We start from the raw sequence: 17,105 nt of genomic DNA, 5'->3' as shown, positions 1-17,105 counted from the left end.
GTACCCGTAAGATAGATACCTGGATTGCTCGATGGATATCCTCTTTGTCCTTGCCGGCCTGGCCCTCCTCTGTCTCGGAGCTGAATTCCTGATCCGCGGGGCGGTCGCCCTTGCCCTGAGAATGGGCATCACCCCGCTGGTGGTCGGCCTGACCGTGGTCGCCTTCGGAACCAGCAGCCCGGAAATCGTCGTCGGCATCAAGGCCGCGATTGACGGCAACGGAGGGATCGCGGTCGGCAGCGTGATCGGCTCGAATATCTGCAATATCGGCCTGATCCTCGCCATCGGGGCTCTCGTGCGGCCGATCTCCGTGCAGCTCAAACTGCTCCGGAAGGACCTGCCCATCCTTCTGGGAGCCACCCTGCTCATTCCGCTGACCATGATCGGTGGAACCATCAGCCGGATTGAAGGATCCCTACTCCTGGCGGCACTCGTCGCCTACCTGCTCTTCAATCTCCACGAAAGCCGGACGGCGCACAGTCCGGAAGCAGACCGGGAATATCAGGACGAACTGAACAGGTCGGCCTTCAGTCCTTGGAAAACCGGCTTTCATCTTCTGGGCGGACTGGTCGGGCTGATCGCCGGAGGCAGGCTTTTGCTTCTCGGGGGCGTCAACCTCGCAACCAGTGTCGGCGTCAGCGAAGCGGTCATCGGCCTGACCGTGGTTGCCTTCGGGACCAGCCTTCCGGAACTGGCCACCACCGTGATGGCCGCGCGGCGCGGTCATGGAGATATCGCCATCGGCAACGCCATCGGGTCCAATCTGATGAATCTGACCGCCGTTCTCGGGATCTCCGCCTTCGTCCGCCCCCTTGGCATGTCCGGGGTGGAACGCTTCGACATCGCGGTGATGATCGCCTTGACCGCCGTTCTCCTTCCGCTCATGCGCAGCGGGTTCGTTCTCAACCGTCTCGAAGGTGCCCTCTTGCTAGCCTGCTATGGTGGCTACATCGTCTCGACCGCCCTTGGCTGATTCCCCTCTGTTGTTTCGGCTGGCACCCCCCGCCTGCCCCGGAGTAATCTGGAATAACCGGTCCAGGTTCAAATGAACGCCCTCCGGGATATCACCCACCGAATCCTGAAACATGGCTGACTTCAAGAGGGACCCGGCACCCAAGACCAAAGCTCCCGGTCGCTATCCCGATTTGCTGACCGGGCTGATTCTCTTCGGTCTGACCGCGGCCGTCTTCCTTCCGGTTTTTCACTGGCTGGCGGAACAGACCGTTTCACGCGATCAGGTTCAGTACTCGATCCTCATTCTGGGCGCAGCCCTTGCCGTGACCCTCTGGCGCGAACGCCAGGCAATATCGCTCCGATTCAAACTGAGTCGGATAAGCCTCGCCTTTGTCGCCGCAGCCTACCTCATGGGCGCCCTCGCCATTCTCCTGCGAAGCCCCCTTCCTCTGCTCCTGGGATTCCTGATCGCCTTCATCGGAGGCGCCGTCTTCCTCGTCGGGGACGAACACCTCAGACTCTGCCTGAAACTGACCACCGGCTTCGCCGCGTTTCTGATCATCGTCGTTCTCTTTCCCCTCCTCGATCTTCCCCTGAGGAAACTCGCCGGGATCGGCGCGGGTCAGATTCTTCAGTCACTCCACTACGAAACCGCTCTTGGAATGATCGACGGCGGAAACGTGCCGCAGGTCATCCTCCTGGTTGACGGTACCCCCTTCAACGTCGCCACCGAATGCAACGGGTTCGGACTCCTCACGTCCTGCGCCCTTCTCGCTTTTCTCGTTGTCCTGACCAGTCGGGAACCCTGGTACTGGAGAATCGCCCTCGTCCTTTCCGGAGCCCTCATCGGCCTTCTCCTCAATCTGATCCGGATTGTCGCCATCTGCATGACCGCACCGCATTTCCCGGACCACTACACGCTTCTTCACGAGGTCATCGGAACCGTGGCCCTCTGGCTCGGCATCGGTTTGACCTGGTGGATCGTGTCTCCTTCCGGACCCGCCTTCCTGCGATCCGCCTTCAAACCCCGGTCTCGCGCCAGGTGAAGGCATGGCAAAGGGCCACGCCGACCGCGTCAGCCTCGTCGTAGGCAAGGGTGGCACCATGACCGAGCATGGCCATGACAGTCCGGGCCATCTGCTCCTTGCTCGCCCGCCCCACCCCGACGACCGCCTGCTTCACCCGGAGCGGCGGATACTCAAAAACGGCCTTCCCGGCCACCGCGGCCGCCGCAATGGCCGCCCCCCGGGCTGCCCCCAGAATCTGGGCGGTCTGAAAGTTCTGCACATAGATCGTCTGTTCCAGGGCAACGTGCTCAACCGAGTGGGTGTCAAGGGCCTCGGCGATTCCGCGGTAAATTCCCGCAAGGCACTCCGGCATCGAAACCGTCTTCTTCATCAACAACGTCCGGCAATGCAGCAGGAGCGGGGACGCGCCCGGGCGAAATTCCACCACCGCCAACCCCGTCCCCCGAAGGCTCGGATCCACCCCGAGAATTCTCCCGTTGAAGGGACGCCGGACGGCTGAAGGCAGATCGACCACCCGTCCCGGCATGGCCTTGCCCGCCAGCTTGGCCGCCCAGAGTTGGCGGGATGTCATCCGTGCCATGGCTAGAAAAGCAACTTGATCGAGGCCACAAAGGCCAGCCCGATTGCAAGATTCTGGAAGGCCTTCTGGTTGATCCGCTGGATGACAAGCCTTCCAAGCAGCGTACCCAGAAGGATGGCCGGGGCGAGGAGCAGGTTGATGGTCAGGCTGTCGAGCGTGATCATGTCGAGCCCGACCATGAAGGGTACCTTGAATACGTTGAGCGCGAGAAAGAAGATCGCACCTGTGCCCATGAATTCCATCTTCGGCAACCGCATGGCCAGAAGGTAGAGAATCATGACCGGTCCCGCGGCGTTGGCCACCTGGGTGGTGAAACCCGCGACGATCCCCATAAGAGGGGCGAACCAGACCGCATGATCGACCACCTCGCTCTCCAGCTTGCGACCGGCCTGTCCCCACTCTTTCACGACATGCAGACTGATCATCACGATCAGGATGATGCCGACCATGAGGCGCGCCTCCTGGTTGTCCACGTAGGCCAGGGCGACGGTCCCCAGAACAACCCCGGCCGCCGTCCAGGGGAAGAGCTTGATCACGTACTTGATCACCGCGTGACGACGGTAAAAGAACACCGCGACGACATCAGCCAGGATGAGCATCGGCAGGACCAGCCCGGTGGCCGTCTTCGCCGGCATGATATTGGCGAAAATGGCCACGAACATGATGCCCAGACCGGGTATGCCCGTTTTGGCCATCCCGATCGTGACTGCCCCCAGAACGAGCAGCGACCACTGCCAGGCTTCAAAACTCAAGACAGCTGATCCCCGGGCAACAAAGACAGACCGGCCGGTCCGGAAGTGTCGCATCCGTGCAGGCATCCCCCCACGCGCCTTCGGGGGTCACCGAAAGCCTTCACTTGAGCTTTCCGACCTCCCTGCGCCAGGCAGCGGCTATCAATTTGCGCAGGCGCTGGGCCTCCTCCCAACTGTTCGGGAGGCAATGGAAGTTGTAGCCACCCGCAACCGGGCCCATCTCGGGGCAGACCCAGAGCTGGTCCAGGCCGGGATTCCCCTTCAGCCAGATCCGGAAGATATCTCCGATGACCGGCAGACAGTCCTTCAGCTCCGGAGTCAGGCGACCCCGCCCATCAGTCACCGGAACCTGGCAATGATGCCCGTTGAAGGTGCGGAAATGAACCTGTCGGGCGTTCTCAACCAGATCCTTGCGCTCGAGCAGTCGGCTGCTGAAATTGGCCGGCGAGAGGTGCTTGACCACCGAAAAGTGGGAATAGTCGAGCGTCATCGGGAGGACTTCGCCCGTCCGTTTCCGATAACCGTCCGCCAGCGCATAGGTCTTCTCCGGTGTTTCCGTGCAGGTGTCGCGGTGGATCTCAACAGCCGGCTGCACTCCCAGTTTCCGGCCTTCTTTCATCAGGCGGACCGCCAGGTCGACCGCCCGATCAGTCGTGGTATCGTGATCCCCCAGCTGCACGTTGATGTCGTAGGCTCCCCCGTCGCGGTTTTTCTCAAGCTGGGGACGGAAGTCCTTCTTCCGCGAGGCCGACAGGAATCCGACCACCTTGAGTCCGTGCTTTGCAGCGAGTTTTCCAGACTCTTCGTTCAGGGCCGTGGTGACCCCGTCGAACCCGGCTTCGGCCACCGCGGCGAGCTTTCTCTCGAGCGACCACTCACGCTTCGCCGTCGGATAATGCACCAGTGACCAGAGATTCGCCACTTGATACAGTTTTGGGGTCTTTGTCTTTTTTTTCATGGTTTCGAAGGGAAGGAGGGTTGTTGGTCAGGGCTCTTCGGCGGGAGACCGGAGATCAGGTCTCGTGACGACCTTTGAAGGTCAATTCCGCAATGCCGGATTTGTCGAGTCCGCCCAGCCCGATCTGCACCATCTTCTCAAACTGCTCCTTCGTCACCCGGGCAAGCGGAAGTGTCAGCCCCGAGGTGACGGCCAGTTCGTACGCGATCCGGCTGTCCTTGGCCGCATGTTCGGCTGAGAAAAAGCACGCGAAATCGCGATTCTGCATGTCTTCTCCGTCCGTTCTGAGAACATTGGAATTGGCACCGGTCTCCGAGAATACCTCGCGCAGCATGGTCAGGTCCAGCCCAAGGGCATCACCGAGCCCCAAACCTTCGGCCAGGCCCGCCGTGTTGATGTTCATCACCATATTGACGAGGGCCTTGACCTTGGCCGCCTCACCGGTTCCGCCCACGTGCCGCATCGACGAAGAGAGCTTGGTCAGGATCGTCTCGATCCTCGCCACGTTCTCCTTCGACCCGCCAACCATCAGGTAGAGCGTGCCCTGGCGAGCCTGCGGGATACTCGAGGCCATGCAGGCCTCCATCGTCTGGGCACCGGCTCTATGCGCCGCCTGTTCGACCAGAATATGGGTGGCCGGGGATATCGTCGCACAATTCACAAAAAGTTTGCCCGCCGCGCCCACCAGGAGACTGTCCTCGCCACCGAAAATCTCCAGCATGGCCGCCTCGTCCGTGACCACCGTGAAGATGATGTCCGCCAAAGCGGTCACCTCCGGGAGAGCGGCACAGTGCTTCGCACCGATCTCCGCCGCCAGCTTGGCTGCAGACTCCGGAAACACGTCATAAACAGCGCTGATTTCGTAGCCACAATCCTTGAGACGGCGGGCCATGTTTGCGCCCATCCGTCCCACTCCGACAAATCCGATTTTTTCCGACATAGATGCGTTGGTGTCTTGTTTTGGGGTTGGTTGATTCAGATTCGGCCCGCAAAGAACGGGTTGTGCAACTTTTCCTGGGCGACCGTCGTGAGCGGACCATGTCCCGGCGCCAGGATGGTCGCATCCGGCAGGGTCAGGACCTTTTTGAGATTGTTCTGACGGCCCGTTTCGTAAGCAGTCATGCTCCCGCCCATCGACCCGGCGAAGAGCGAATCGCCTACGATGGCCAGCGGCTGATCGAGCCCCTTGACCAGGTAGGTCGTGCCTCCGGGGGAATGACCGTTCGTCAAGACAGACTCAATCGACAGACCGCTCACCGAGAAGGTCTTTCCGGCCTCAAAGGTGTGGGCGTTCCCGGGAAAATCCTCATCGCCGCTTTCCCGGGCATTGATCCAGACAGGAGGATTCCCGACCGCCTCGACCAGCCTGGGAAGGTCGATCACATGATCGGTGTGGGAATGAGTCAGCAGGATCAGCTTCACCGCCAGCCGGTTCGTCCGGACAACCTCGATCAAGGGCTCGGAATCCGCCCCCGAATCGAAGATGACCGCCTCGCGCGTCGCCGTGTCCCAGACCACATAGGCGTTGACCGTCATATCGTGAAAGGTGGTATTGGCCGAGGCGAACCCAACGGGTTTCTCCGGCTGATCCGGATACCAGGTCTTCCTGGCGCATACCACGAGCTGATCCGCACCAAGCTCAAGAACCGGAGCCACCTTGCGCAGGGCAGCCTCCAGTGGCTCCCCCCGCAGCAGTCCGCTCAACTCGTCGCCTGAGATGCCGGCATCACGACAGAGCTGGTCTTTCGAAATCCCCCGGCCACGCATCACCTTCCCGATGATGTCCTCGGAGTAATCTTCAAGAGGTATCATGGTCGCGGTTCTCGCGAACGGATTGCCCGGCGTCAAAGCAAAAGCAAACCGGCCGTCCTCGACCCCGAGAATCCGCCACCCCCGGGGATCCGTCGCCTCTGGAGGGGTCGTGCCCGAGGCGATGACCTGCGTATCCGGATCCAGATGACGCCAGAAACGTTCGCGGCGCACGGGATCCAGCTCGCCCAGGACATCGTCGGCCAGGACAATGGGAATGGCCCCCGTCCGGTCGCGGATGACCTGGATCTGCGCAAACCGGAGGGCCAGCACCAGGCCGCGCTGCTGTCCCTCCGAGGCGTAATCCTGCGCCTCGCGTCCGTTGATCAGCAATCGGAAATCGTCGCGCTGAGGGCCCCTCTGGGTCGATTTCATCTGCCGGTCCCGGGCTCGGCCATCGCCGAAGACCTTCAACCATGCCTCCTCGTCGTCCGTCCGGACATCGGGACGAAACTGAAACCGGGGATCCTCCGCCCCCCCGCACAAGCCCAGATAAAAGCGGCCCAATGCCTCCTCCAAAGAGGCCACCACCGCAGTCCTCGATCGGAAGACCTCCGCCGCCAACGGCGCCATGACCTGCTCAAACGCGGCCAACTGGCCATCGGCGGCGTCCTTTCTGAGCAACGCATTGCGCTCCCGCAGACTCCGGTGATACCGCGTGAGCGCACGCAGATAACCCGTGTCCAGACTGGAAAGGAAAAGATCGATCAGCCTCCGACGATTGGCCGGACCACCCCGAATGAGCTGAATGTCCTCCGAGGCAAAGACCACGGTGGGAAACTGGCCGATGACCTCCGCAAAGCGTCTGACCGGCTCCCCATCCAGTTCCACGCTCCGCCCCTGGGCCCGCAATCGAATGGTCAATTCCGTCCTCCCGCGCGTCCTGCTCTCCAACACGTAGGCGAGCGCAGCCTCCTCCTCACCGTGTCGAATCAGAGCCTTCTGTTCATGGGTGCGAAACGCCCGAAGTGCCGTCATGAACCCGATCGCCTCAATCAGGTTGCTCTTGCCCTGCCCGTTCGACCCGAGAAGAAATGTGTTGCCCGGCTCAAACTCGATCCCGGCCGCTGTGATATTGCGGAAGTCCTGAATGCCGAGGCGTCGCAGGATCATCAGGAAGCGGAATTCACGATTCGGATGACCGGACCCGCCGCCTGTTCCGCGGCCAGTTCCGCGATCAACACCGCCAGGTCCCGCCAGTCCTCGGGTCCCGTCGACCAGCCGCTGCTCAACCGCACCATCCTTCGGGCCTGATCCGGCGGGATATTCTGGGCCTTCATGACGTGTGAAGGGCCGGCCTCTCCCGTCGAACAGGCCGACCCGGTTCCCACCTGGAAGTCCTTCGCGTCCAGTTTCCGGGCCCACCAGGTGTTCTCACCGTGCGGCATGATGACAGACACCGTATTCCAGAGCCGTTCGGCATCTTCTGAAACAATGCAAACCCCCGGCACCTTCCCCTTCAGACTGGATTCGAAGTCGCGCCTCGTCTCCTCCCTTGCCGGGATGCCGCAGTCCCACTCCTCCTTCAGGTGTGAAAGCACCGCCGTCATCGCGGCGACCGAGGGGATGTTCTCGGTTCCGGCCCGATGCCCGTTCTCCTGCCTGCCCCCGCGTATCAGAGACGAGAACTGGCCCTCTTTCGGCAGCCGGAGGAAGCCGACCCCTTTCGGCCCGCCGAATTTGTGGGCCCCGCCAACCAGGAAGTCGGGGAGCCGCAGATTCTCCAGGGGTCGTTTCCCGATCCACTGAGTGGCGTCGCAAAGCATGAGCGATCCGTGCCGACGGCAAAGTTCCGCCAAACGCACCACCGGTGCCACCACACCCGTCTCGTTGTTCGCGGCCATGATGCACGTCAGCCGAGGTCTGAACCCGACCAGCACCTCCTCCAGATGCGCCTCGTCGATCCGCCCGGCTCCATCCACCCGAAGCCAAATCACCCGGTCGCCCCAAAAACGGTCGGCCGCTTCCAGCACCGCCGGATGCTCGGTTGGTGAGACGGCGATCCGATCATTCTGCCCGCTCACGGACGCGACACTCGCAATGACGGTATTGTCGGATTCCGTCGCACCGGAGGTGAAGACAATCCTCTCCGGCCCGCAGTCGAGCAACCCCGCCAGACATTCACGCGATTCCACCAGCCGGGCATGCGCCCGCGCACCGGCACGGTAGGGACTCCCCGGATTCTGCCAGGCGTCTGCCGATGTCTTGAGCCAGGTCTCCCGGGCTACCGGGTGCAGTGGTGCCGTGGCATTAAAATCAAAATAGGCCATCCGTTCTGCCACTCTCCCACATTCTCCCGAAGCTGCAAACCCGGAAAAAACACAACGCGGGGTTTGTCACTCATCGCGTCTCGGATTCGCGGCAATTCAACTGATTGATAATCCGACTGAAACAACCCATTTGTAACATAATACGTTACAAACTCTCGAGACGGTCTTTCGGATTCGACTTCGCCACTCCCCAAATCACACTCCCTTTCCGATGATGACTTTTGACCAGAGCCTGCAGAAATCTCTCGAGACACTCCACGCCCTCCGGACGATCCGTCCGGCCATCGACGCCGCCGGAGATCTCATCCTGGAGACCCTGAAAACCGGCAACAAACTGATCGCCTGCGGCAATGGCGGGAGTGCCGCCGAGGCCCAGCACCTGACCACCGAACTGGTGGGACGTTACCGGTCGAACCGGCGATCCCTGCCCGCCGTCGCCCTGACCAGCGACGGAACCCTCATGTCCTGTATTGGGAACGACTTCGGCTGGGACCAGGTTTTCGTCCGCCAATTTGAAGGAATCGCCACTGAGGGCGACCTGCTTGTCTGTCTGAGTTCCAGTGGTCAATCCCGGGACCTGGTCACCGTTCTCGAAACGGCCAGAAAGCACGGCATCCACAGTCTTGCTCTTCTCGGCAAGGGGGGCGGGGCTTGTCAGGGCCTGGCGACGATCGAAGTGATCATCCCGTCGGATCAGACCGCATCTGTCCAGGAGGCCCACCTCTTCCTCATTCACCATTTCTGCGAGCGGATCGAAGGCGCCTTTCCCGCCTAGACGGTGTTGTGCACTCGGGGATTCCCTTCTGAGACGCTCTTCGAAACTGCGCACATGGAGTGCGCCTTCGCAAAGTCAGTCTTGGGGACCGGATGAGCGGTGAATGGTCACGGACAAGCCACGTCCCACATTCGAGTCACTCGTTAAGCCACGTGAACCTGATTGGCAGGAACTACATCGCAGGAGCTGGGCGGCTTGAATAACAGCGGCGCCGGTCCTGCACCGGGAATCGTTCACTGCCCCCTGTGGGCGACTCCCTCCTCCCGGATCTCGTAGACCCGACCATCCATCACGATCGCGGCGATCGCATCGGATTCCCGACCGGCCACATCCATGCGTTCCTCCTGGTTGACCCACAGGCTGAACCCGTCGATCTCGGCCACTTCGGCAGTCCCCCTCCGCTCCCGCCTGATCTCGGGCTTGCGAAACCCCGGGTAATCCGGGCGAAGCACGACACCCAGGTTGCGTTTCTCGGCCAGAACCGCGGGCGTGAAGCGCAGGTGGTATTGATTATGCCATTGATCGGAATTCTTCCCGGTTCCCGGCGGCGGGTCCCATCCTTCCCGAAGCGATACAAACGACTCATGGGAAAAGAGAAACGAACCGTGCAATCCGCTCTCGCCGCGCTGCAGATGAAAGCCCTTCCCGTCAGGATCCACCGCGAAGGGACTCCAGGAATGGATGTTCCACTGGACTGAAGATGTGATGCCCGGTTGAGCCTCAAAGGTATCCACCAGGAAAAAACACCCCACGTCTTTCAGATAAGCCACATGCCGGCGGCATCGTCTGGCCTGCAGACGATAGCTCGCATCGGCGTTGCCACAGAAATACGCGATCCGCTCGTCCTCAAATCCGTTGATGACATAGCCTTGGGATTCGTGGGACCGCATCAGCTGCGGCGCGTCCGATAGGGTGATACAATTGTTCGCCTTGGTATGCCAGACCCAATGGGCGTGATGCTTCGAACCATATCCGGCGTAGTATCCCGAAGGCATCGCCATGATCCGACCGCCGACATGGACGATGAAATCATTGTTGTTCGAGTGGGAATGACTGAACGCTCCGAATCGGGAACTCCGGAAGAGAAACGCCACATCGTCGCTTCCCCCGGCCAACCCGGTACGGATGGCCGCCCAGCCCGCGTAGGGAAAAACGGCGCTGACCCGGCCCCCTGGACGATCCGCAGCCTCCCGCCCCGGTTCAGCCTCGAGGGGTGGCGCCAAAAGCAGGGTCGGATTGGTGGCTGGCAGGGCGCGGCCGGCCGGCGCCGCCTCCATCCCGTCTATCTCCCGACGGAAGGCCGCCACGTAGGGCAGAAACTCCGGGCTGCCTGTTTCCCGTGCAATCAGCTCGACGATGTCGGCTGTGGCCGTCCATCCGTCTCTCCAACGCTCGGAATGGTCGCCGAATCCGGTCCATTCCGCGTAGGGCGGCTGAACCCACCGCTTCCACTTGCAGAAGTTTTTCCAGAACGGTCTCCGGTAGAGATCGATGCCGGCGCCATGCTTGAGAATCGAAACGAACCGGCTCATGATGGTGACGTACGGATTGGCGTAGGAAACACCTTCCGACCATGCGCCATCATCGCCCGCCCAAACCGGCCAGATGCCTCCCAGGACCGGACGCAACCAGCGCAACCATTCGCGTGCCTCTGGGATTTCCTGGTGAAAAACCAGGGCCATCTGTGCCAGGAAGACAATCTCGCGACCGGCATGGGAATCAAAGCGGTTCACCCCGTAACAGCCCTGATCATGCATGTGATGAAAGGTGATTTCGCCCCTGCGCCGGTATTGCTCGATCACACGGGTGCGCTCCTCTTCGGTGAACAGATTCCAGACCCAATCACAGGCAATCGGGCCATTCCAGATGACGCTCATATGAGCTTCGTCATTGTGCCCCAGGTAGGTGGAGCCCTCCGGGTCCCAACGCGCGACACTGTCCAGTCGCTGACAGGCCGCACGACCGTATTCCGAAATGCCGGTCACCAGGTAGGCGAAGGCTAGCACCTCGGCCCCTTTGACAAAGCGCCGGGTGCCCCACATGGTCGGATACCAGATCGCCCAGAAGGCCTCGTAATCCACCTCGCGGTCCGGGAGCCGCTCAGGCTCGGGGTAGTGATGGGCTTCCTTCAGAATCGCATCCGCTTCGGCAATCATGGCGGCACGCTCGGAGGGCCGATCCCGCTCCAGCCGTGAGCGCAGTTGCGGCAGGTCTCCCGCCGAGACCTGAACCCGGGGATGTGGTCCTGAGAATGCCTCGAGCCAGGTCTCGGCCGGAGGCACCTCGAGCCGGACGGCGTCCTGGGGAATCGTGAACGAGAATACCTCCGAAACAGCCTCGCCCGACGACCACCGCCAGAAATACCCGCCGGCCGGCAACGCCTTCTCGGGCAGATGGACCGGATCCACCAGCCCTGGAAGATCGATCACCTTGTCGGCGAAATCGAGATCCCGGGCCACCTCAAGACGGTAGCCATCTTTGGACTCGACCAGGACACTCGTGTAGACCGGAGGATGCGTGCCTGAAATCCGGACCCTGACCTCGCCCGCCGGAGGCTTCCAGGCAAAGACCGGCGGATTTGTCCCGAGCCGGTCATTGTTTCTCGGCTGTCGGGGGTCAACATGAGGATGGGGATGGCGGCTTTCTTTCATGGACTGGTGATCCTTGTCAGGCGACTCGGGACTCAAGGTTTGGATGCGGAGGGTGACGGCCGAAACGACTGTCTTTGATGAAAACCCATCACCGGCCAAGGGCAAGGGTGTCGAACCCGTCCGGATGGCTTGTCTTAAGGCCCCGGATCGTCTGTTGTCCATCCCATGAAACCGATCGTGCAGATCTCTCTCGACCTGACCCGGCTGGACGAAGCGATCGAGACCGCGACCATGGCGCTTCGTGCGGGCGTCGACTGGCTGGAAGCCGGGACACCCCTCATCCTCGCCGAGGGCCTCAGGGCGGTCAGCGGCTTGAGGGAGCGTTTTCCCGACGTGCCGATCGTCGCTGACCTGAAGACGATGGACGGAGGCTACCTCGAAGCGGAGATGATGGCCAAAGCCGGGGCGACTCATGTCGTCGTGATGGAGCGGGCCCACCCCGAAACCATCAAGTGCGTCGTCCAGGCCGGGCGGGATTTCAATGTCAAGGTCATGGGTGACAATCTGGCCGCGCCCGACATGGTGGCATCGGCAAGGCGGTTGGAAGATCTCGGCTGCGATTTTATCGTCCATCACGTCGGCTACGACGAACGGCGGGGCATCGCCGCCCGTGGGGAACGCATGCCCAGCCCGCTCGATCAGCTGCGGGCGGTCGTCGAGGCCGTGTCCATCCCGGTTCAAGCCGTCGGGGGCCTCAGCATCGAACAGGCCATCCAGTGCCCCGGCTACGGAGCCCCACTCGTTGTGCTTGGTGCGCCCCTCACCATCGATGCGGATGCATTCCGCACCGCCGGCGGGGACCTCGAGGGCTCTCTCCGATTGATCTGCGAGGCCGTCCACCGGCAGTCCTGAATCCCCCAGGCTTCTCCCAGTTCCCATGAATTCCACACCCGGCGTCGTCAATTTTTCCAAAACCCCTTTTTCCGTCGAACTCCGCGACATCCCGCGCCCGACTCCCGACGACGGTGAAGTGTTGGTCAGGGTCCTGGCCGTCGGAGTCTGCGGGAGTGATCTCCACCAATGGACCGGGCAGCAGGGATGGTCGGTCAACTACCCGGTTGTTCTCGGTCATGAATTCTGCGGAGTGATCGAGGAAATGCCGGGAAAAAACTCTTCCTGGAGGGAGGGCGACCGGATCGTTTCAGAAACCGCGGCCGTCATCAATCCCGACAGCCCCATGACCCGTCGGGGTCTCTACAACCTCGACCCCGATCGCAAGGGTTTCGGCTATGGGGTGGATGGGGCGATGACCACCTTTGTTCGGGTCCCCGAACGCTGCCTGCACCGGGTGCCTGAAAGCTTGAAGTCGGAACACGCCGCCCTGACCGAGCCCTGCTGCGTGGCCTACAACGCGGTCATGAACAACAGCCGGATCACTCCGGGATGCCGGGTGCTCGTCATCGGCCCCGGACCGATCGGGCTTCTCTGCGCGAGCATCGCCCGATTGGCGGGGGCCGACGTCGCCGTGACCGGGTTGCCGGCCGACCAGATCCGGCTTGATACCGCGGAATTGATCGGGTGTCACCCCATTGTCGGCGATCCGACGGAATGGGCACGGCAAGGTGACGGCCTGGGCGTCGATGTCGTCATCGATGCTGCCGGTATTTCCGCCACCCTGAAGACCGCGCTCGATCTCGTCCGGCCCGCCGGCTGGATCACGAAGGTCGGCTGGGGACCGCAACCACTTGGATTCTCGCTGGATCCGCTCGTCCAGAAAAACGTCACCTTGCAGGGTTCCTTTTCTCACAACTGGCCGGTCTGGGAACGTGTGCTCGAACTCCTCGGATCCGGCCGTCTCAACCTCTCCCCGATCCTCGGTGGTATCTGGCCACTCCACAAGTGGCATGACGCGTTTGAAGCCATGCATTCGGGCGCCATCGTCAAAGCTGTCTTGAAACCGGAAAACTGAGGCGCGCTTCAACCGTTTCTCTTTCCATGCGACTCGAGGACAAAGTCATTATCGTGACCGGATCAACCACCGGCATCGGGAAGGCCATTGCCAGGAAATGCCTCGAGGAAGGGGCCCGGGTCCTCATCCACGGTCTTGAGGCGGAACTCGGTGCCGCCGTCCGGACGGAGCTCGACCCCGGTGGAGAAAAGACGGCGTTGCGGGTCGCCGACCTGACTGCTCCAGGTTCTTCCGCCGCCGTTGTCGACCACGCCATTCAGTCGTTCGGGCAATTGGACGGGCTGGTCAACAATGCCGCTCTGGTCGGCAACGGGACCATCCAGAATACCGATGAGGCACTCTTCGACCGCTTCATCTCGACCAACCTGCGGGCGCCCTTCTTCCTTATCCAGGCCGCCCTGCCCCACCTGACCCGGACCCGCGGATCGGTGGTCAATATCGGTTCGGTCAACGCCCACGCAGGTGAAGGCCACATGGTCCCGTATTCCATCTCCAAGGGAGGCCTCATGACCCTGACCCGGAATCTTGGTGATACCCTCACCCGCGAATCCGGTGTCCGCATAAACCAGATCAACCCAGGCTGGGTCCTGACTGAAGGGGAATACCAGCGCTACCGGGATCAGGGACGTCCCGACAACTGGCCGTCCCACCTCTCAAGATTCTTCACGCCGTCCGGGCGCCTCTTCACCCCCGAGGAGATCGCCGCCGCCGCCATTTACTTCCTCAGCGATGAGTCCGGACCGGTCAGTGGTTCCGTCCTCGACATTGAACAACACACCTTTCTCGGGCGCAATCTTCCGAAATTCTGAAATTCGTGACACCGCCGGATTTCTATGAACACTGAGCGGCATGGACGTCAGCGTCGGTGAACTCATTACCCTCATAAACGGGACGCTTCTCTCCGGAAGTCCGGACCATCGAATCGTTGGTTTCGCGTCCCTCAAGGAAGCCAAGCCGGGCGACCTGACCTTCTTTTACGATTCCCGTTACCACAAGCAGCTCATGGAGACTGCGGCCACCGCGGCGCTTGTCCCCTCGGAAACGACACAATTCCCGGACAAGCTGACCTGCATCGGAGTCGCCAACCCGTCCCAAGCCTTCGAAATCATCGTCGAGAAGTTCGGCCTTCAACCCATCCCTTTCAAGGCCGGCATTCATCCGTCCGCCACAATCGGAAAAGATGTCGTGATCAATCCCGGACTCGTCTGTGTCGGACCCGGAGCCGTCATCGATGAACGGGCCTGGATCGGTGACGGCGTGACCATCGGCGCAAATGCCTACGTGGGGCCCGATGTCCGGATCGGCAAGGATTCCTTTCTCCATCCCAACGCCACCGTCCTTCAGGCCTGCCTGCTCGGCGAACGCGTCATCATTCATTCGTCCGCCGTTATCGGCGCGGATGGATTCGGCTATGTTCTGGAAAAGGGACGTCACCGGAAGATTCGTCAGGCCGGCATTGTCCAGATCGACAACGATGTGGAAGTTGGTGCGGCAACGACCATCGACCGGGCCCGTTTTGGACGGACCTGGATCGGCGAAGGCACCAAGATCGACAACCTCGTCCAGATCGCCCACAACGTCATCGTCGGCAAACACTGCATTATCGTATCCCAGACCGGAATCGCCGGGAGTTCCATACTGGAGGATTACGTCGTCGCCGCGGCGCAGGTCGGCATCGCCGGCCACGTCACCATCGGCCGGCAATCCACCCTCGCGGCACGAGCCGGCGTCCTCAAGGACCTTCCCGGCGGTCATACCTACCTCGGCTATCCCGCGGTCCCGATTCAGGAGGAACAGCGCCTGCGGGTTCACATTCGGCGCCTGCCCAAAACACTCGAACGGATCAAGGAACTCGAAAATCGACTGGCCGCACTCGAGTCGCAAAGTAGTGTCGGTCATTGAGTGCGGATACGTTCGAATATCCCGCCATAGGCGAATTCGCCGGCGATGCCCGCTTGCCTCGAGTCGGTGTCACCCTCACTATCAATTAAGGCATAGTCGCCTTTTCCGATGACTCCGCTCGAGCGCATCCACGCCACCCTCGCCGGCAAGCCGGTTGACTCCCTCGCCGCCCAACCCATGGTAATGATGTTCGCCGCCCGGCACGCCGGGATGCCCTTCATCGACTACACCCGCGATGGCCTCAAAATGGCCCAGGCCCAGCTCAAAACGGCGGAGGATTTCGACATCGATTGCCTCCTGACCTGCTCCGATCCGGCCCGCGAAGTCATCGATATCGCAGGCGAGGGCAGCGTCGAGTGGTTTGAGGATCAGGGTCCCGCCATCAACGAAGACCGGGCTGCCCTGCTTGACATGTCACGGTTGAAGACGTTCCGGATTCCCGATCCGCTCGGAGGCGGCCGGATGCACGACCGGATCCGGGGAATCGAGATGATGTATCGGGAGGTCGGGGGTTACCGCTCCATCGTCGGCTGGGTCGAAGGACCGCTCGCCCTCGCCCAGGAATTGCGTGGGCTGAATCACGTCATGATGGATTTCTTGGAAAACCCGTCGTTTGTCGACGATCTGCTGGAGTTCTCGGCCGACGTGGCGATCCCCTATGCCATGGCCCAGATCGCCGCCGGAGTGGACACCATCGGCATGAGCGATGCCGCAGCCAGTCTGATCGGCCCCGGCCACTACCGGCGTTTCGTCCAGCCCAGACAGAAGCGGGTCCTCGAAGCGATCAAGGCCGCCCATCCGAACATCATCACCCGTCTGCACATGTGCGGCCAGACCGAGTCGCTGCTTCCCGCCATGGCGGAGCTGCCCGCCGACATTTTCGAACTGGATTTCCCGGTTGACCTGAACCTCGCGCGCAAACACCTCGGACCCGGACGGGTGATCAGCGGAAATGTCTCCACCGTATCCACTCTTCTGACCGGCTCGACCGAGTCCGTTTACCAGGAGGCTGCCCGCTGCCACCGCATTTCCGGCTCCAACCACATCGTGAATTCCGGGTGCGAGGTCTCACCCATGACCCCTCCGGAAAACCTTCGAGCCCTGATCCGCTACGCCCGCGAGCACACCCCGTGAAGCGGGGGCCGATTCCCGAATCATGGATCACCCGGGGTCGACTCGACCCCACCCGCCCCGGAGGCGCGCACGGTCGATGCCGTCACGTCGACTGCCGTTCCGGCCACCTTTCCGGTCGTCCGCACCGCAGTCGCTCCCACCGATAGGCCGGCCCCGCCGACGCTGACAACGGCGCAGCCGCCGAGGGCCGGCAGAGCGGTCAGGATGACCATCGACACCAGACGGCGGATGCGAGATATGGCCGATCGTTTCATCGTGATTGGGCTTTCCGGGGCAGACTGCTGGATTTGCAGAGACGAAACCAGTTCATTCACGCTGGTCGCGGTTCATTAATCGGTTGCCGGGGGACGGCGCTTGACGAAAATCCTTCAAACCGGGTCGAC

At 61.7% G+C, this 17,105-nt stretch carries 16 protein-coding genes; 8 read left to right on the top strand and 8 right to left on the bottom strand.

Features of this window, described 5'->3' with window-relative positions; all coding sequences use genetic code 11:
* The first annotated feature begins 31 nt into the window (after window positions 1-31).
* Window positions 32-973, top strand: a complete 942-nt coding sequence (locus tag R3F07_14960) for a calcium/sodium antiporter (protein ID MEZ5277678.1) — start codon at window positions 32-34, stop codon at window positions 971-973.
* Window positions 974-1,085: 112 nt separating this feature from the next.
* On the top strand, window positions 1,086-2,000 hold the full coding sequence (locus R3F07_14955) for an exosortase/archaeosortase family protein (GenBank protein ID MEZ5277677.1): 915 nt from the start codon (window positions 1,086-1,088) through the stop codon (window positions 1,998-2,000).
* Here R3F07_14955 and R3F07_14950 read toward each other — a convergent pair.
* From R3F07_14950 to R3F07_14925, 6 genes are all read right to left on the bottom strand, one after another.
* A complete protein-coding gene (locus tag R3F07_14950) occupies window positions 1,975-2,562 on the bottom strand; it encodes a crossover junction endodeoxyribonuclease RuvC (protein MEZ5277676.1) in 588 nt (195 codons plus the stop codon). The genes R3F07_14955 and R3F07_14950 overlap by 26 nt on opposite strands.
* Before the next feature lie 2 nt (window positions 2,563-2,564).
* The gene (locus R3F07_14945; protein MEZ5277675.1) at window positions 2,565-3,314 is read right to left on the bottom strand and encodes a sulfite exporter TauE/SafE family protein; all 750 of its coding nucleotides are present in this window, start codon (window positions 3,312-3,314) and stop codon (window positions 2,565-2,567) included.
* Between the two features lie 100 nt (window positions 3,315-3,414).
* Entirely contained in the window at window positions 3,415-4,272 is an 858-nt protein-coding gene (locus R3F07_14940; protein ID MEZ5277674.1) for a hypothetical protein, read from the bottom strand.
* A gap of 55 nt (window positions 4,273-4,327) precedes the next feature.
* A complete protein-coding gene (locus R3F07_14935; protein MEZ5277673.1) occupies window positions 4,328-5,212 on the bottom strand; it encodes an NAD(P)-dependent oxidoreductase in 885 nt (294 codons plus the stop codon).
* Window positions 5,213-5,247: 35 nt separating this feature from the next.
* Entirely contained in the window at window positions 5,248-7,194 is a 1,947-nt protein-coding gene (gene recF, locus R3F07_14930) for a DNA replication and repair protein RecF (GenBank protein ID MEZ5277672.1), read from the bottom strand.
* Window positions 7,194-8,351: a cysteine desulfurase family protein gene (locus tag R3F07_14925; GenBank protein ID MEZ5277671.1), complete on the bottom strand. Its 1,158-nt coding sequence runs from the start codon at window positions 8,349-8,351 to the stop codon at window positions 7,194-7,196. Before R3F07_14925 ends, recF begins: the two co-directional genes overlap by 1 nt.
* A gap of 211 nt (window positions 8,352-8,562) precedes the next feature.
* On the opposite strand from R3F07_14925, the gene R3F07_14920 reads away from it, so the two are divergent.
* Window positions 8,563-9,126, top strand: coding sequence for an SIS domain-containing protein (locus R3F07_14920; GenBank protein MEZ5277670.1), 564 nt, complete (start codon window positions 8,563-8,565; stop codon window positions 9,124-9,126).
* Between the two features lie 233 nt (window positions 9,127-9,359).
* On the opposite strand, the gene R3F07_14915 is transcribed toward R3F07_14920, so the two are convergent.
* Window positions 9,360-11,777, bottom strand: a complete 2,418-nt coding sequence (locus tag R3F07_14915) for a DUF4962 domain-containing protein (protein MEZ5277669.1) — start codon at window positions 11,775-11,777, stop codon at window positions 9,360-9,362.
* A gap of 165 nt (window positions 11,778-11,942) precedes the next feature.
* Between R3F07_14915 and R3F07_14910 the strand changes: the two genes are divergently transcribed.
* From R3F07_14910 to R3F07_14890, 5 genes are all read left to right on the top strand, one after another.
* The gene (locus R3F07_14910) at window positions 11,943-12,629 is read left to right on the top strand and encodes an orotidine 5'-phosphate decarboxylase / HUMPS family protein (GenBank protein MEZ5277668.1); all 687 of its coding nucleotides are present in this window, start codon (window positions 11,943-11,945) and stop codon (window positions 12,627-12,629) included.
* 25 nt (window positions 12,630-12,654) lie between these two features.
* Complete coding sequence (locus tag R3F07_14905) at window positions 12,655-13,686, top strand: zinc-binding dehydrogenase (GenBank protein MEZ5277667.1); 1,032 nt, start codon at window positions 12,655-12,657, stop codon at window positions 13,684-13,686.
* 26 nt (window positions 13,687-13,712) lie between these two features.
* Window positions 13,713-14,495: an oxidoreductase gene (locus tag R3F07_14900; protein ID MEZ5277666.1), complete on the top strand. Its 783-nt coding sequence runs from the start codon at window positions 13,713-13,715 to the stop codon at window positions 14,493-14,495.
* Window positions 14,496-14,535: 40 nt separating this feature from the next.
* Window positions 14,536-15,588, top strand: coding sequence for a UDP-3-O-(3-hydroxymyristoyl)glucosamine N-acyltransferase (gene lpxD, locus R3F07_14895; protein ID MEZ5277665.1), 1,053 nt, complete (start codon window positions 14,536-14,538; stop codon window positions 15,586-15,588).
* 108 nt (window positions 15,589-15,696) lie between these two features.
* Window positions 15,697-16,722 (top strand): uroporphyrinogen decarboxylase family protein, encoded by a 1,026-nt coding sequence (locus R3F07_14890; GenBank protein MEZ5277664.1) that lies wholly within the window; start codon window positions 15,697-15,699, stop codon window positions 16,720-16,722.
* Window positions 16,723-16,742: 20 nt separating this feature from the next.
* Here the strand turns inward: R3F07_14890 and R3F07_14885 are convergent, their stop codons facing one another.
* Window positions 16,743-16,976 carry a hypothetical protein gene (locus R3F07_14885; GenBank protein ID MEZ5277663.1) on the bottom strand — a complete coding sequence of 78 codons (234 nt, stop codon included), beginning with the start codon at window positions 16,974-16,976 and terminating at the stop codon, window positions 16,743-16,745.
* Window positions 16,977-17,105 lie beyond the last annotated feature (129 nt).

The organism is Opitutaceae bacterium (genome assembly GCA_041395105.1).
GTDB lineage: Bacteria > Verrucomicrobiota > Verrucomicrobiia > Opitutales > Opitutaceae > B12-G4.
The sequence above is the reverse complement of the archived record's forward strand: the minus strand, read 5'-3'. Positions and strand labels throughout refer to the sequence as shown.

Bases quoted from the DNA above. Each gene is read 5' to 3' on its own strand.
- R3F07_14960 (MEZ5277678.1), top strand. From the start codon at position 32: ATGGATATCCTCTTTGTCCTTGCCGGCCTGGCCCTCCTCTGTCTCGGA.
- R3F07_14955 (MEZ5277677.1), top strand. From the start codon at position 1,086: ATGGCTGACTTCAAGAGGGACCCGGCACCCAAGACCAAAGCTCCCGGT.
- R3F07_14950 (MEZ5277676.1), bottom strand. From the start codon at position 2,562: ATGGCACGGATGACATCCCGCCAACTCTGGGCGGCCAAGCTGGCGGGC.
- R3F07_14940 (MEZ5277674.1), bottom strand. From the start codon at position 4,272: ATGAAAAAAAAGACAAAGACCCCAAAACTGTATCAAGTGGCGAATCTC.
- R3F07_14935 (MEZ5277673.1), bottom strand. From the start codon at position 5,212: ATGTCGGAAAAAATCGGATTTGTCGGAGTGGGACGGATGGGCGCAAAC.
- recF (MEZ5277672.1), bottom strand. From the start codon at position 7,194: ATGATCCTGCGACGCCTCGGCATTCAGGACTTCCGCAATATCACAGCG.
- R3F07_14925 (MEZ5277671.1), bottom strand. From the start codon at position 8,351: ATGGCCTATTTTGATTTTAATGCCACGGCACCACTGCACCCGGTAGCC.
- R3F07_14920 (MEZ5277670.1), top strand. From the start codon at position 8,563: ATGATGACTTTTGACCAGAGCCTGCAGAAATCTCTCGAGACACTCCAC.
- R3F07_14915 (MEZ5277669.1), bottom strand. From the start codon at position 11,777: ATGAAAGAAAGCCGCCATCCCCATCCTCATGTTGACCCCCGACAGCCG.
- R3F07_14910 (MEZ5277668.1), top strand. From the start codon at position 11,943: ATGAAACCGATCGTGCAGATCTCTCTCGACCTGACCCGGCTGGACGAA.
- R3F07_14905 (MEZ5277667.1), top strand. From the start codon at position 12,655: ATGAATTCCACACCCGGCGTCGTCAATTTTTCCAAAACCCCTTTTTCC.
- R3F07_14900 (MEZ5277666.1), top strand. From the start codon at position 13,713: ATGCGACTCGAGGACAAAGTCATTATCGTGACCGGATCAACCACCGGC.
- lpxD (MEZ5277665.1), top strand. From the start codon at position 14,536: ATGGACGTCAGCGTCGGTGAACTCATTACCCTCATAAACGGGACGCTT.
- R3F07_14890 (MEZ5277664.1), top strand. From the start codon at position 15,697: ATGACTCCGCTCGAGCGCATCCACGCCACCCTCGCCGGCAAGCCGGTT.
- R3F07_14885 (MEZ5277663.1), bottom strand. From the start codon at position 16,976: ATGAAACGATCGGCCATATCTCGCATCCGCCGTCTGGTGTCGATGGTC.